The sequence below is a fragment of the Bradyrhizobium monzae genome (genome assembly GCF_021458635.1).
GTDB lineage: Bacteria > Pseudomonadota > Alphaproteobacteria > Rhizobiales > Xanthobacteraceae > Bradyrhizobium.
This window is the reverse complement of sequence record NZ_JAIRDQ010000011.1, coordinates 95,463-108,656: the sequence shown is the minus strand read 5'-3', so window position 1 is coordinate 108,656 and position 13,194 is coordinate 95,463. Positions and strand designations below refer to the sequence as shown.

Here is a 13,194-nt window from a genome sequence, read left to right as displayed (position 1 = left end):
CTTCGCTCGAAAACGCTCTGATCTTCCGTTCGTCTGCATCAATGCTTCACTCACATCTTCTTCCAGTCGCCGATCTGCTCGAAGGCGTGCGCGGCGCGATAGATGGTGGATTCCTCGAACATGCGACCAACCAGCATCAGGCCGACGGGGAGGCCGTCGACCATGCCGCAGGGCAGCGACATCGCCGGATGATGGGTGATGTCGAACGGCGCGGTGTTGGAGATCATCTCCAACGCGCGGGCGACATAGTCCTCGCGACTGGCCGTCGGCTCCGGCAGCTTGGTCGCCTTCATCGGCGTCGTCGGCAGCAGCAGCAGGTCGTATTCCCCAAAGGCCTTGTCATAGGCCGCGGTCAGGCGTCGCGAGACGTTGAGCGCCTTGCCGTAATAGCGGGGACCGAAAGTGTTGTTGATGTAGGTGCCCAACATCAGGAACAGCTTTGTGGTCTCGGACAGCGAGTCCGCCTGCCGACGCCAGCCGCGGTGGAAATCCATCAGCGTGGTGGAGTAGAGATCGGCGCGGGACAGGCCATAGCCGTCGCCATACATCATGGTCTGGGTCATGCCCTCGGTGCCGATCGGCGTCCAGATCGCGGGGCCGGCGAGGTGCATCGGGATCGACACGATCTCGACCGTCGCACCCAGATCCTTGAAGCGCTTGGCGGCCTCGCGGACGCTTTCGTTGACCGCGGCTTCCGCATTCGCCTGCTCGAAGCCTTCCTTCAAGATGCCGATCTTCATGCCCTTGACGCCCTGGCCGAGCGCCTTGGTGTATTCCTCGACCTTCGGCGCCTTGATACGGGGATCGTAACCGTCATCGCCGGCGAGCACCTCGAGCAGCAGCGCGTTGTCGGCCACGGTCGCCGTCATCGGGCCGGTGTGATCGACGAAGATCTCGATCGGCATGATGCCGGTATAGGGCACGAGGCCCCAGGTCGGCTTCATGCCGTAGGTACCGCAGAACGAGGATGGCATGCGGATCGAGCCGCCCTGGTCGCCGCCCATCGCCATGTCGGCTTCGCCCAGCGCGACGACGACGCCGCTGCCCGAGGATGAGCCCCCGGCCGAATAGCCCATCTTGTAGGGATTATGCACGGCGCCGACCGCCCCGGTGTGGCTGCCGCCGGACATGCAGAAGGATTCACAGTGGGTCTTGCCGAGGATTTCCCCACCGGCGTCCAATATGCGCGTAACGACGGTAGCGTCGAAATCCGGCACGTAGCCTTCCAGTGTCGCGGAGCCGTTCATCATCGGCACCCCGGCGAGCATGATGTTATCCTTGAGCGCGACGGTCTTGCCCTTGAGCTTGCCGCTAGCGGCGCCCTTCACGGTCGATTTGCGGTACCAGGCGTTGCGCGGGTTCTCTTCCGCCGACGGCCGGTAGCCCGGCGTGCGCGGATATTTGACCTCCGGCACCTCGTCCGGCATCGCGCCGACGAGGTTGTAGGCATCGATCGAGCCCTGCATCAGGCCGCGGAACGAGGCGACATCGTCGTCGGTCAGCGCGAGGCCGCACTGCTCGGCGACGCTGCGAAGTTGGGCTGGCGTGGGAAGGACAACTGTCACGGCGCTCTCCTGAAGTTTCTTGAAACGGTCTCTCGGATCGTTGGGCGCGGCCGCCCAGGCACGACGCACGCACCCCGGCCTCGCCGAAACATTCAAAACGGAAATATTTTCCTTTTCAAGTATTATTTTGCATTTGCGCGTGTCCCGATTGCCGCTGGTATCTCAGATCGGTTTGATCAGCTTGAAGTCGAGACCGTCGGCCTCGGCGAGATGCATCGGCATCCGTGCGTGCCCGTTGCGGACGGCGACCGGACCGCGGGCGCCGCTGTAGACGATGTTGCGGCCGGCTGCGATCATCGGCCCCATCGCCAATGTGCCGGCCTTGTTGGCGACCGCCTCGAGAAAGCGCAGGCCCTCATAGCTGGACTGTCCGACCGAGCCGATCGGCGGCGCATTTGGTCCGAACATGGCGCGATAGTGGCTCTGGAAGTCGTCGTTGGCGCGCGCGCCGGTGCCGGTGAAATAGCCGGAGGCGCAGAACATGTTCTCGCTGTTGTCGGCGCCGATGCCGAGCAGCACCGTGTCGTCCATGGCGCCTGCAAACCGCAGCGTGGTGGCACCCAAGCCGCATTCGCCGAAGGCGCGGTTGAAGGTGCTGCTGTCGGTGCCGATCAGCGAGATGAGCACGACGTCGGGTCTCGCAGCACGGATGCGCGCCAGATGCGGCTCGTGATTGTCCTCGCCGAGGGGAACGAACTCCTCGCCGACGACGTGACCGCCGGTTTCCCTGATGTAGTTCTTCACGGCGCGGTGCGATTGCCAGGGCCAGACGTAATCGCTGCCGATCAGATACCAGCGCTGCGCCTTCTTGACGTCGGCGAGCCAGTGGATCGACGGCCGGCTCTGCCAGCGCGGCGTCTCGCCGATCGCCATCACGCCCGGCGTCCGCTCGCCGCCTTCATAGACCGGCGTGTAGATGTAGGGGATGCGATGCCGCCTGGTGACGTCGCGCAAGCCGACACGGACCGCGCTGGTGTGCAATCCGACGATGAGATCAATCTCGTCGAAGGCGATGGCCTGCTCGGCGAGGTTCAGGACCTCATCAAGAGGTCCGCCGGCGTCGTAGATGGAAAGCTCGATCTCGCGGCCCAAAATGCCGCCGCGCTTGTTGATCTCGGCGACCGCGAGCTGCGCGCTATTGGTCGCGCAGGGACCCCAGACCCCGGGTGAGCCGCTGCAGCAAATGAAGCAGCCGACGCGTAGCTTGTTGGTGCCGCGACGCCGAAGAAAGGCATGATCGCTCGGCGACAGCGCGCCATCAGCCGCCGATGACGACAGATTCCGGAGCAGCAGAGACGGCGGCAACGCCGGACCGCCGTGAGCCGGGAAGTTTACCGTCGCGCGCACGCCAACTCCTGTCTGGTACCAGACCTGAAAGCACATTGAGCAGGCGGCCGCGGCTTCCGCCCTTTTGTTGTGCAATCATCCTATTTTGAAAATATTGAATATTCAACAATTGAAGTGCATATAGAAGCAGCATTGATTGCAAGACATTCACTCATTTGGGTCAAGACGAAGTCTTAGCCGTGGCAAAATCGAACGCTCCAATCACCGAACACCTCGCTTACCTGCTCGCGCAAGCCAACCGGGAGATCAACCGACAGCTCGAGCTGCGGTTGAGCAAGGAGGGAGTTCCCGTCGAGCAGTGGCGCATCCTGAAAGTGCTGTCGGACGGCGATGGCCATTCGATGGGCGAGCTTGCGGACGCGGTGCTGCTCAACCATCCGACGCTGACCAAGATGATCGACCGCATGGTCTCCGACACGCTGGTCTATCGCGTGCAGGACCCGAACGACCGCCGCAAGGTGCTGATGTTCATCTCCGACCGCGGCAAGGTGCTGTGCAGGAAGCTCAATTCGCTCGCGGTGGACCAGGAGGAGCACATCCTGGAGAGCTACGGCGACAAGTCGACGAGCGAGCTGAAGCGGCTGCTGGAAAGCTTGATCGATAGCTCGAATTGAGTTGCTTCGTCGTCCTGGACAAGCGAAGCGCAGATCCAGGACGACGATGTAGGGCAAGCGACGCGCCACACACTCGCTGTCATCGCCCGATTTAATCGGGCGATCCAGTATTCCAGAGACGATAGAGATTCAACCGAGAGGCCGCGGCGTGCTGGATCGCCCGGTCAAGCAGTGCGACGACAACGGAGTGTGAGGCGCTGATCTCGCGCCACACCGCTCCAACTTCAATCGCTAACCGTACCGCCCGTGGCAGTGCTTGTACTTCTTGCCTGAGCCGCAGGGGCAGTCTTCGTTGCGGCCGATCTTGCCCCAGCTGGCCGGGTTTTTGGGATCGCGCAACGCGGCGTCGGTGGCCTGCGGGGCCAGCGAAACGTTGGCGACGGCCATTTCGTCTTCGCCGGTGTCCGGGTTGAGCTTGTGGGCTTCCATCTGCGGCAGCAGCGGAGCTTCCTGCTCCGGCGGGACGATCTCGACCCGCATCAGCTGCGCAGTGACGGCCTCGCGCAAATGCGCGCTCATCTCCTGGAAGAGATTGAAGGCTTCGGTCTTGTATTCCTGCAGCGGATCGCGCTGGCCGTAGCCGCGCAGGCCGATGACCTGACGCAGATGGTCGAGCATGATCAGGTGCTCGCGCCAGAGATGGTCGAGCGTCTGCAGCAGGATGGTCTTCTCGACGTAACGCATCACGTCGGGACCCCATTGCCCGACCTTGGCCGCCATATGCTCGTCGGCGCGGGTCTCGATGCGCTTGAGCAGTTCCTCGTCGGCGATGCCCTCTTCCTTGGCCCAGCCCTCGACCGGCAGGTCGAGATCGAGCACGCGCTTGAGCTCGTCCTTCAGGCCGGCGACGTCCCATTGCTCGGCATAGGCATGCTCGGGCACGTGCTTGGCGACGAGGTCGTCGATGAAGGCGTGGCGCATGTCGGTGACGGTCTCGGCAACGCTGTCGTCCTTCATCAGGTCGACGCGCTGGTCGAAGATCACCTTGCGCTGGTCGTTCTGGACGTTGTCGAACTTGAGGAGGTTCTTGCGGATGTCGAAGTTGCGCGCTTCGACCTTCTGCTGCGCCTTCTCCAGAGCCTTGTTGATCCAGGGATGGATGATCGCCTCGCCCTCCTGCAGGCCGAGACGCTGGAGCATGCTGTCGAGGCGATCCGAGCCGAAGATGCGCATCAGATCGTCTTCCAGCGACAGGAAGAACTTCGAGCGGCCGGGGTCGCCCTGACGGCCGGAGCGGCCGCGCAGCTGGTTGTCGATGCGGCGGGATTCGTGCCGCTCGGAGCCGATGATGTAGAGGCCACCCGGCTTCTTGACGGTCTTGGCCGGCTTCGAGCCCTTCGCCGGCTCGATCTCGACGGTCTCCTCGGCCTTCAGCACGATCTCGCGGAAGTGCTCGATGTCAGCCTTGATCTGCTCGATCTTCCTGGCCTTCTCGGCCTCGTCCGCGATATCAGCAGTCTCCTGCTGGATGCGCATTTCGAGCGAGCCGCCGAGCTTGATGTCGGTACCGCGGCCGGCCATGTTGGTCGCGATCGTGATCGCGCCGGGGACGCCGGCCTCGGCGACGATGTAGGCTTCCTGCTCGTGGAAGCGCGCGTTCAGCACCGCGAACAGCTTTGCCGGCTTGTTGGCGCGCGCCGCGGCGTACAGCTTCTGCATCGAGTTCTCGTTGCCGAAGTCGATCTGCCGGTAGCCGTGCTTCTTGAGGTACTCGGCAATCACCTCCGACTTTTCGATCGAGGCGGTGCCGACCAGCACCGGCTGCAGCCGCGCATTGGCGCGCTCGATCTCGGCCAGGATCGCGGCGTATTTCTCGTTCTGGGTGCGATAGACCTCGTCGTCCTCGTCCAGGCGGGCGACCGCCAGATTGGTCGGGATTTCCACGACCTCGAGCTTGTAGATGTCGAACAGTTCGTCCGCTTCCGTCAGTGCCGTGCCGGTCATGCCGGCGAGCTTTTCGTACATGCGGAAGTAGTTCTGGAAGGTGATCGAGGCCAGCGTCTGGTTCTCGGGCTGGACCTGAACGTGTTCCTTGGCTTCCAGCGCCTGGTGCAGGCCTTCGGAATAGCGGCGGCCCTGCATCATGCGGCCGGTGAACTCGTCGATGATCACGACCTCGTCGTCGCGGACGATGTAGTCCTTGTCGCGGGTGAACAGCGTGTGGGCGCGCAGCGCCTGGTTGATGTGGTGCACGACAGAGACGTTCTCGACGTCGTAGAGCGACTCGCCCTTGAGCTGGCCGGCATCGCGGAGCAGCTTCTCGATCTTCTCCATGCCGGCTTCGGTCAGCGTCACCGTACGCTGCTTCTCGTCGACGTCGTAGTCGCTCTTGTCGAGCTTGGGCAGGAACGAGTCGATGGTGTTGTAGAAGTCGGAACGGTCGTCGAGCGGGCCGGAGATAATCAGCGGCGTGCGCGCTTCGTCGATCAGGATCGAGTCGACTTCGTCGACGATGGCGTAGAAGTGCGGCCGCTGGACCATGTCCTCGAGCCGGTACTTCATGTTGTCGCGCAGATAGTCGAAGCCATATTCGTTGTTGGTGCCGTAGGTGATGTCGCAGGCATAGGACGCCTTGCGCTCGGCATCGTCGAGGCCGTGGACGATGACGCCCGTGGTCAGGCCGAGGAAGCCGTAGATCTGGCCCATCCAGCCGGAGTCGCGGCGAGCGAGGTAATCGTTGACGGTGACGACGTGGACGCCCTTGCCGGCGAGCGCGTTGAGGTAAACAGCCAGCGTTGCGACCAGCGTCTTGCCTTCACCGGTCTTCATCTCGGCGATGTCGCCCTCGTGCAGCACCATGCCGCCGATCAGCTGCACGTCGAAATGGCGCTGGCCGAGCGTGCGCTTGGCAGCCTCGCGCACCGTGGCGAAGGCAGGCACCAGCAGGTCGTCGAGCGTCTTGCCCTCGGCAAGCTGCTGCTTGAACTCGGCGGTGCGGGCCTTGAGCGCCTCGTCGGATAATTTCGAGACCTCGGGCTCAAGCGCGTTGATCGCGTTGACGCGGGATTGGTATCCCTTCACCCGCCGGTCATTGGCGGAGCCGAAAAACTTGCGGGCGAGCGCGCCGATCATGCCTAGTTCCTGTGTTCGCGATTTAACCGCGTTGCAGCCAAGAAGTTGTCACCCGCCTGCCTATCAACTCACCGTGACGCCTGCTGGCGTCAGAGCCCGGACTGCGGGGGTCATCCGCCATATGGGTGGGAATTGGGCTAGTCTGGGTTCAACGGCCAAAAACGCAGCAAAATAAACGCCATCGCCATGGTCGCGACCGGGCAGAGATATGGCCCGGTCAGGGCCTTGTCAACGGCGGGCGCATTGCGGCTAATTCATCATTTTGACAGACTTTTCGCGTTGCCAAGCCCCCCTGAATTGGGCGAGTGTCCGCCCCGCTTAAGCAGCCCCTGCTTCAACATAAGGATTTTGCATGACCACCTCGTTCCCGGTAACCACCGGCCAGCGTTTCCGCCACGCGTCCGCCCTGGCTGGCTGCTTTGCCTTGGCGCTGTGCCTGGCGTTCGCGGGCCCGCTCCGGGCCGCCGACGATCCGGTCCTGGCGAAGGTCAATGGCGCTGAAATCAAGAAGAGCGACGTGACGATGGCCGAGGAGGAACTCGGACCGAGCCTCGCCCAGATGGATCCCGCGACCAAGGACGAGAACGTCCTGTCGTTCCTGATCGACATGAAGATCGTGGCCAAGGCCGCCGAGGACAAGAAGGTCGCCGACGGCGAGGAATTCAAGAAGCGGATGGCGTTCGCCCGCAACCGCCTCCTGATGGACAGCCTGCTGGCCCAGGAAGGCAAGGCCGCCACCAACGACGACGCCATGAAGAAGGTCTATGAGGAGGCCTCCAAGCAGATCACCGGCGAGCAGGAAGTCCGCGCCCGCCACATCCTGGTCGAGACCGAGGACGAGGCCAAGGCGGTGAAGGCCGAGCTCGACAAGGGCGCCGATTTCGCCGAGCTGGCCAAGAAGAAGTCCAAGGATCCCGGCTCCGCCGACGGCGGCGACCTCGGCTTCTTCACCAAGGAACAGATGGTGCCCGAATTCTCGGCTGTCGCGTTCGCGCTCGAGCCGGGCAAGATTTCCGATCCCGTGAAGTCGCAGTTCGGCTGGCACATCATCAAGGTCGAGGAAAAGCGCAACCGCAAGGCGCCTGAGTTCGACCAGGTCAGGCCCCAGATCGAGCAGTACGTCACCCGCAAGGCCCAGGCCGACTACGTCGCCAAGCTCCGCGCCGAAGCCAAGGTCGAGCGGACGGACCAGCCGGCGGCCGACGCCAAGCCGGCCGACGCGGCCAAGCCTTCCGACAGCAAGATGGCTCCCCCAGCGAAGAAGTAAGAATTCGCTGTCACTTCGCTGACGTGAAGAGTATTTAAGCCTACCTGATGCCCGGCCCCAAGCGCGAAGCGCGTCTTCGCAAAGAGGGGCCGGGCATCTGCATGTCCAGACCTCACCAAGGCGCCCCCGCGATGTCCTCAACCGTCTCCCCGCTCGCCCCGAAGAACGTTCCCGACATGCCCGTGATCGCGGGCGTCCGTCTCGCGACGGCCGAGGCCGGCATCCGCTACAAGAACCGCACCGACGTGCTGCTGGCGATCATGGACAAGGGCACCGCGGTCGCGGGCGTCTTCACCAAGTCGAAGTGCCCGTCCGCGCCGGTCGAATGGTGCCGTGCAAAACTGAAGGGTGGCAAGGCGCGCGCGCTGGTCGTCAATTCCGGCAATGCCAACGCCTTCACCGGCAAGACCGGCCGCAGCTCCACCGCGCTGACCGCGAAGATCGCGGCCAAGGCCGTCGGCTGCAGCGAGAGCGAGATCTTCCTGGCCTCGACCGGCGTGATCGGCGAGCCCCTGGACGCAACCAAGTTCGACGGCGTGTTGGGCCGCCTCGCCGAGACCGCCGAGGCCGGCGATTATCTCGCCGCCGCCAAGGCGATCATGACCACCGACACCTTCCCCAAGGTCGCGACCGCGACCGTGAAGCTCGGCAAGGCCAAGGTCACCATCAACGGCATGGCCAAGGGCGCCGGCATGATCGCCCCCGACATGGCAACGATGTTGTCCTTCATCTTCACCGACGCCCCGATCGCGCCCGTGGCGCTCCAGGCGCTGCTCAAGGCCGGCGTCGAAGACACGTTCAACGCGGTCACCATCGACGGCGACACCTCGACCTCGGACACGCTGCTGGCTTTCGCCACCGGCGCTGCTGCCGAGCAGGGCGCACCCAGGATCAGCCGCGCCGGCGATCCGCGCCTGAAGGCTTTCGTGAAAGCCTTCAACCAGATCCTCGCCAATCTTTCCGAGCAAGTGGCCCGCGACGGTGAAGGCGCGCGAAAACTGGTCGAGATCACCGTCGAGGGCGCCAAGACCAAGGCTTCCGCTCGCAAGATCGCGATGTCGATCGCGAACTCGCCGCTGGTCAAGACCGCGATCGCCGGCGAGGACGCCAATTGGGGCCGCGTGGTCATGGCGGTGGGCAAGGCCGGCGAGCCGGCCGACCGCGACAAGCTCTCGATCTCCTTCAACGGCATCCGCGTCGCCAAGAGCGGCGCGCGCGATTCGTCCTATGACGAGGCGCAGGTGTCGGAAGCGATGAAGGCCCCCGAGATCGCGATCAAGGTCTCGCTCGGCCTCGGCAAGGGCCGCGACCGCGTGCTGACCTGCGACCTCACCAAGGAATATGTCGCGATCAACGGCGACTACAGGTCGTAAGCTCACGCATGGCCGATCTCAGACTGACACTGGTGGTGGCGTGCGCGCTGGTCGACGCCGACAAGCGCGTCCTGATCGCGCAGCGCCCCGAAGGCAAGACGCTCGCCGGCCTCTGGGAATTTCCCGGCGGCAAGCTGGAGCCCGGCGAGCGGCCGGAGCAGAGCCTGATCCGCGAGCTCAACGAGGAGCTCGGCATCACCGTCGCCGAGCCGTGTCTGGCCCCGCTGACATTCGCGAGCTACGGCTACGAGACCTTTCATCTGTTGATGCCGCTCTACATCTGCCGACGCTGGGAAGGGATCGTCGAGGCCCGCGAAGGCCAGGCCCTTGCCTGGGTCCGCGCCAACAAATTGCGCGATTATCCAATGCCGCCGGCGGACATTCCGCTGATTCCGCACTTGATCGATCTGCTGATGTGAGCGGAGGCCGTCGCCACACTCTCAACGTCATGCCCGGGCTTGTCCCGGGCATCCACGATCTTCGTGCTGAGCTGAAAGACGTGGATGGCCGGGTCAAGCCCGGCCATGACGGAGGAGAGAACTCACGTCTTCCCCGCCTTCTTCACCGCCTCCGCCAGGCTCGCCTTCGCCGATCCCGGCTTCAGCGGCTGCTGCTGGCTCGCATGCGGGGCCCAGCCGGAGAGCCAGATGATGTCGAACGTCGCACGAATGCGACCGTCGGCATCGGCAAAGCGCTCCGCATAGATTTCGGCCATGCGCAGCAGGGTCGCACGACGGCTCGGCGTACGCCTCCGCTCGACCAGCACATTGGCCGCGCCCATGCGGCGGAGATCCTGCATCAGCGCGAACGCGCTGGAATAACGCACCACGACGCGATCGACATCGGTGACCGGCAACGCAAAGCCCGCGCGCTGCAACAGCGCGCCGACGTCGCGCAGATCGGCGAACGGCGCCACGCGCGGCGACACGCCACCCTCGCATTCGGCTTCCGCCGCGGCGAACGCCTGCCGCAACTCCGTGAGGCTGTCGCCGCCAATCATCGCCGCAAGCATTAGCCCGTCCGGCAGCAGCGCACGGCGAATTTGCGCGAGCACGCCCGGCAGGTCGTTGACGAATTGCAGCGCCAGCGCTGAGACGACGAGATCGAGCCTTTCCGGCGCGAAGGGCAATGTCTCAGAGCCCGCCGCATCGAGCGCGATCAGTTCGATGGACGGCAACCGCGCCCGCAGCGTCGCGAGCCCCTCACCGGGCGTCCAGAGATCAGCCGGCGCGTGGAATTCGCGCATCACCGCGGCCAGCCGGTCCGACATGTCCTCGGCGACCCGGTCGAGCAGGAAGCTCACGGCCCCTTGCGCACGCGCGCGCTGCTGCCGCGCATGCAGCAATGCGCGATCGAACAAGGCCGGCGGGGTCTGCGGGTTCTGAGCCATGCCGCTGGTTACGCCGATCACGGCGGTTCTGGCAATCCGGTGCATGCGGCGCTAGCCTTCCGCCATGGACGCCGACGCCACCCCACCCCGCTCCATCGCCGCACCCTTGCGTGCCGCATGGACGGCCGGCCGCCACGTGCTGTCGCGCGCGGCGAGGCTCGTGCTCGACATTGCGCTGCCGACGCTCTGCGTGTCCTGCCGCGAGCCGGTGGATGGCGAGGGCGTTTGCGCGGCTTGCTGGGCGCGGCTGTCGTTCATCGAACGGCCGTACTGCCCGCGGCTCGGCATTCCCTTTGTCTATGATCCCGGTCCCGACATGCTGTCGATGGAGGCGATCGCCAGTCCGCCCGCCTATCAGCGGGCACGCGCAGCGGTGCGCTATGACGATGTCGCGCGCACGCTGGTGCATGCGCTGAAATACCAGGACCGCACGGATCTCGCGCCTGCCATGGGCCGCTGGATGGCGCGCGCGGGCGGCGAGCTGCTTGCCGGCGCTGACATGCTGGTCCCGGTGCCCCTGCATTGGCGCCGGGCCTGGCGCCGCCGCTACAACCAGTCCGGCGCGCTGGCGCACATCATCGCACGGCAGAGCGGGGTCAAGGTGCGGGGCGAGGTGCTGCGCCGTGTGCGCGCCACCGAGCAGCAGATCGGCCTGTCGCGGGCCCAGCGCGCCACCAATGTGCAGGGCGCATTCCAGGTATCCCCAGACCGTCAGGCCGAGGTCCAGGGCCGGCGCATCATCCTGGTCGATGATGTCCTGACATCAGGTGCGACGCTGGATGCCTGCGCGCGTGCGCTGCTTCGTGCCAAGGCGGCCCAGGTCGACGTGCTGGTCTTTGCCCGGGTTGTCGAGAGCCGGTAAACTCCCATATAATTCAACAAATTCATGACATGAGAGCGCTGGACGCCATGACCGCTGCTGTCGAGATCTACACCAGGCCGGGGTGCGGCTATTGTTCCGCTGCCAGGTCGCTTCTGACCCGCAAGAAGGCGACCTTCACGGAATTCGACGTCGCCCAGAACCCCTCCTGGCGCGACGAGATGTACGACCGCGCCGGCGAGGGCTCGACCTTCCCGCAGATCTGGATCGGCGGAACCCATATCGGCGGCTGCGACGACCTCTACGCGCTCGACCGCGAAGGCAAGCTCGACGGCCTCCTCGATAGCGTCAAGGCGGTCTCATGAGCCAGGATCAAGCTCAAGATCAAGCTCAAGATCGCACTTTCACCGCGGCCATGATTCAGATGCGCACCGGCCTGATGCCCGAGCCGAGCCTTGCACAGGCAACGAAGCTGATCCGCCAGGCCGCGGCCAACGGCGCCGACTACGTGCAGACGCCCGAAGTCAGCAACATGATGCAGCTGAACCGCAAGGCGCTGTTCGAGCATCTGCAGAGCGAAGAGGACGACGCCTCGCTGAAGGCGTATCGCGCGCTCGCGGCCGAGCTGAAGATCCATATCCATGTCGGCTCGCTGGCGCTGCGCTTCTCAGCCGAAAAGGCGGTCAACCGCTCCTTCCTGATCGGGCCCGACGGCCAAGTGCTCGCGAGCTACGACAAGATCCACATGTTCGACGTCGAGCTGCCGGACGGTGAGAGCTATCGCGAATCCGCCAATTACCAGCCGGGCGAGACCGCCGTGATCTCCGACCTGCCCTGGGGCCGCGTGGGCTTGACGATCTGCTACGACGTGCGCTTTCCCGCGCTTTACCGCGCGCTGGCTGAAAGCGGTGCCTATTTCATCACGGTTCCCTCCGCCTTCACCCGCAAGACCGGCGAGGCGCACTGGCACATCCTGCTGCGGTCGCGCGCGATCGAGACCGGCTGCTTCATCTTCGCGGCCGCCCAGGCAGGCACCCACGAGAACAAGCGCGAGACCTATGGTCACTCGCTGATCATCGATCCCTGGGGCGAGATCCTCGCCGAGGGCGATGTCGAGCCCGGCATCATCATGGCCAAGATCGACCCGGCCAAGGTCGAGACCGCACGCCGCGCGATTCCCTCGCTCCAGCACGGCCGCCGCTTCGGCGTCTCCGATCCCAAGGCCGGGCCGGATCATCTGCATCTGGTGCGGGGATCGGCATGATCCGCTACGCGCTCCATTGCGACCGCAAGCACGCGTTCGAGAGCTGGTTCCAGAGCTCGTCGGCTTATGATTCGCAGGTGAAGCGCAAGCTCGTGACCTGCCCGATCTGCGGCTCGGCCAAGGTCGACAAGGCAATCATGGCGCCGCGCATCGTCGGCAAGAAGGGCCGCGCAACACCGCCGCCGGAGCCGGCTACGACTGCCGCGCCCGAAGCTGCCCCGTCTGGACCCACCTCGCTGATGATGGCGCAGGAGAAAGAGCTCCGCACCAAGCTGAAAGAGCTGCGCGACCACATCGTCAAGAACGCGGACAATGTCGGCGAGCGCTTTGCCAACGAAGCCCGAGCGATGCATTACGGCGACAAGGAGCACCGCCCGATCTACGGAGAGGCCTCGCCCGACGAAGCAAAATCGCTGATCGACGAAGGCATCGAAGTGTCGCCGCTGCCGATACTGCCGGAAGACCGGAACTGAAGCGCGAAG

Annotated in this window: 12 protein-coding genes; 8 read left to right on the top strand and 4 right to left on the bottom strand. The window is 64.6% G+C overall.

Annotated features, from left to right (window positions below; genetic code table 11):
- Window positions 1–50 precede the first annotated feature (50 nt).
- Both K3F49_RS31280 and K3F49_RS31275 read right to left on the bottom strand, forming a co-directional pair.
- Window positions 51–1,565 (bottom strand): amidase, encoded by a 1,515-nt coding sequence (locus tag K3F49_RS31280; protein WP_234684747.1) that lies wholly within the window; start codon window positions 1,563–1,565, stop codon window positions 51–53.
- 162 nt (window positions 1,566–1,727) lie between these two features.
- Complete coding sequence (locus K3F49_RS31275) at window positions 1,728–2,912, bottom strand: substrate-binding domain-containing protein (RefSeq protein WP_234684746.1); 1,185 nt, start codon at window positions 2,910–2,912, stop codon at window positions 1,728–1,730.
- Between the two features lie 179 nt (window positions 2,913–3,091).
- On the opposite strand from K3F49_RS31275, the gene K3F49_RS31270 reads away from it, so the two are divergent.
- Window positions 3,092–3,526: a MarR family winged helix-turn-helix transcriptional regulator gene (locus tag K3F49_RS31270; protein ID WP_234684745.1), complete on the top strand. Its 435-nt coding sequence runs from the start codon at window positions 3,092–3,094 to the stop codon at window positions 3,524–3,526.
- A 231-nt stretch (window positions 3,527–3,757) separates the two neighbouring features.
- Here the strand turns inward: K3F49_RS31270 and secA are convergent, their stop codons facing one another.
- A complete protein-coding gene (secA, locus tag K3F49_RS31265; RefSeq protein ID WP_234684744.1) occupies window positions 3,758–6,598 on the bottom strand; it encodes a preprotein translocase subunit SecA in 2,841 nt (946 codons plus the stop codon).
- A 352-nt stretch (window positions 6,599–6,950) separates the two neighbouring features.
- Between secA and K3F49_RS31260 the strand changes: the two genes are divergently transcribed.
- The 3 genes from K3F49_RS31260 (at window position 6,951) to K3F49_RS31250 (ending at window position 9,657) form a co-directional block, all read left to right on the top strand.
- Entirely contained in the window at window positions 6,951–7,865 is a 915-nt protein-coding gene (locus K3F49_RS31260) for a peptidylprolyl isomerase (protein ID WP_234684743.1), read from the top strand.
- A gap of 131 nt (window positions 7,866–7,996) precedes the next feature.
- Window positions 7,997–9,238, top strand: a complete 1,242-nt coding sequence (gene argJ, locus K3F49_RS31255) for a bifunctional glutamate N-acetyltransferase/amino-acid acetyltransferase ArgJ (protein ID WP_234684742.1) — start codon at window positions 7,997–7,999, stop codon at window positions 9,236–9,238.
- A gap of 8 nt (window positions 9,239–9,246) precedes the next feature.
- Window positions 9,247–9,657 (top strand): (deoxy)nucleoside triphosphate pyrophosphohydrolase, encoded by a 411-nt coding sequence (locus K3F49_RS31250; RefSeq protein ID WP_234684741.1) that lies wholly within the window; start codon window positions 9,247–9,249, stop codon window positions 9,655–9,657.
- 122 nt (window positions 9,658–9,779) lie between these two features.
- Here K3F49_RS31250 and K3F49_RS31245 read toward each other — a convergent pair whose 3' ends face one another.
- Window positions 9,780–10,628, bottom strand: coding sequence for a methyltransferase domain-containing protein (locus K3F49_RS31245; protein ID WP_234684899.1), 849 nt, complete (start codon window positions 10,626–10,628; stop codon window positions 9,780–9,782).
- 64 nt (window positions 10,629–10,692) lie between these two features.
- Here K3F49_RS31245 and K3F49_RS31240 point away from each other — a divergent pair, with 64 nt between their 5' ends.
- Genes K3F49_RS31240 through K3F49_RS31225 form a run of 4 tightly spaced genes read left to right on the top strand, consistent with a single transcriptional unit; the run spans window position 10,693 to window position 13,185 of the window.
- Entirely contained in the window at window positions 10,693–11,490 is a 798-nt protein-coding gene (locus K3F49_RS31240) for a ComF family protein (protein ID WP_234684740.1), read from the top strand.
- Between the two features lie 47 nt (window positions 11,491–11,537).
- Entirely contained in the window at window positions 11,538–11,813 is a 276-nt protein-coding gene (gene grxC / locus K3F49_RS31235) for a glutaredoxin 3 (protein ID WP_234684739.1), read from the top strand.
- On the top strand, window positions 11,810–12,712 hold the full coding sequence (locus K3F49_RS31230; protein ID WP_234684738.1) for a carbon-nitrogen hydrolase family protein: 903 nt from the start codon (window positions 11,810–11,812) through the stop codon (window positions 12,710–12,712). The genes grxC and K3F49_RS31230 overlap by 4 nt, the downstream gene beginning before the upstream one ends.
- The gene (locus tag K3F49_RS31225) at window positions 12,709–13,185 is read left to right on the top strand and encodes a DUF1178 family protein (RefSeq protein WP_234684737.1); all 477 of its coding nucleotides are present in this window, start codon (window positions 12,709–12,711) and stop codon (window positions 13,183–13,185) included. The genes K3F49_RS31230 and K3F49_RS31225 overlap by 4 nt, the downstream gene beginning before the upstream one ends.
- Window positions 13,186–13,194 lie beyond the last annotated feature (9 nt).

Bases quoted from the DNA above. Each gene is read 5' to 3' on its own strand.
- secA (WP_234684744.1), bottom strand. From the start codon at position 6,598: ATGATCGGCGCGCTCGCCCGCAAGTTTTTCGGCTCCGCCAATGACCGG.
- K3F49_RS31260 (WP_234684743.1), top strand. From the start codon at position 6,951: ATGACCACCTCGTTCCCGGTAACCACCGGCCAGCGTTTCCGCCACGCG.
- argJ (WP_234684742.1), top strand. From the start codon at position 7,997: ATGTCCTCAACCGTCTCCCCGCTCGCCCCGAAGAACGTTCCCGACATG.
- K3F49_RS31250 (WP_234684741.1), top strand. From the start codon at position 9,247: ATGGCCGATCTCAGACTGACACTGGTGGTGGCGTGCGCGCTGGTCGAC.
- K3F49_RS31245 (WP_234684899.1), bottom strand. From the start codon at position 10,628: ATGGCTCAGAACCCGCAGACCCCGCCGGCCTTGTTCGATCGCGCATTG.
- K3F49_RS31240 (WP_234684740.1), top strand. From the start codon at position 10,693: ATGGACGCCGACGCCACCCCACCCCGCTCCATCGCCGCACCCTTGCGT.
- grxC (WP_234684739.1), top strand. From the start codon at position 11,538: ATGACCGCTGCTGTCGAGATCTACACCAGGCCGGGGTGCGGCTATTGT.
- K3F49_RS31230 (WP_234684738.1), top strand. From the start codon at position 11,810: ATGAGCCAGGATCAAGCTCAAGATCAAGCTCAAGATCGCACTTTCACC.
- K3F49_RS31225 (WP_234684737.1), top strand. From the start codon at position 12,709: ATGATCCGCTACGCGCTCCATTGCGACCGCAAGCACGCGTTCGAGAGC.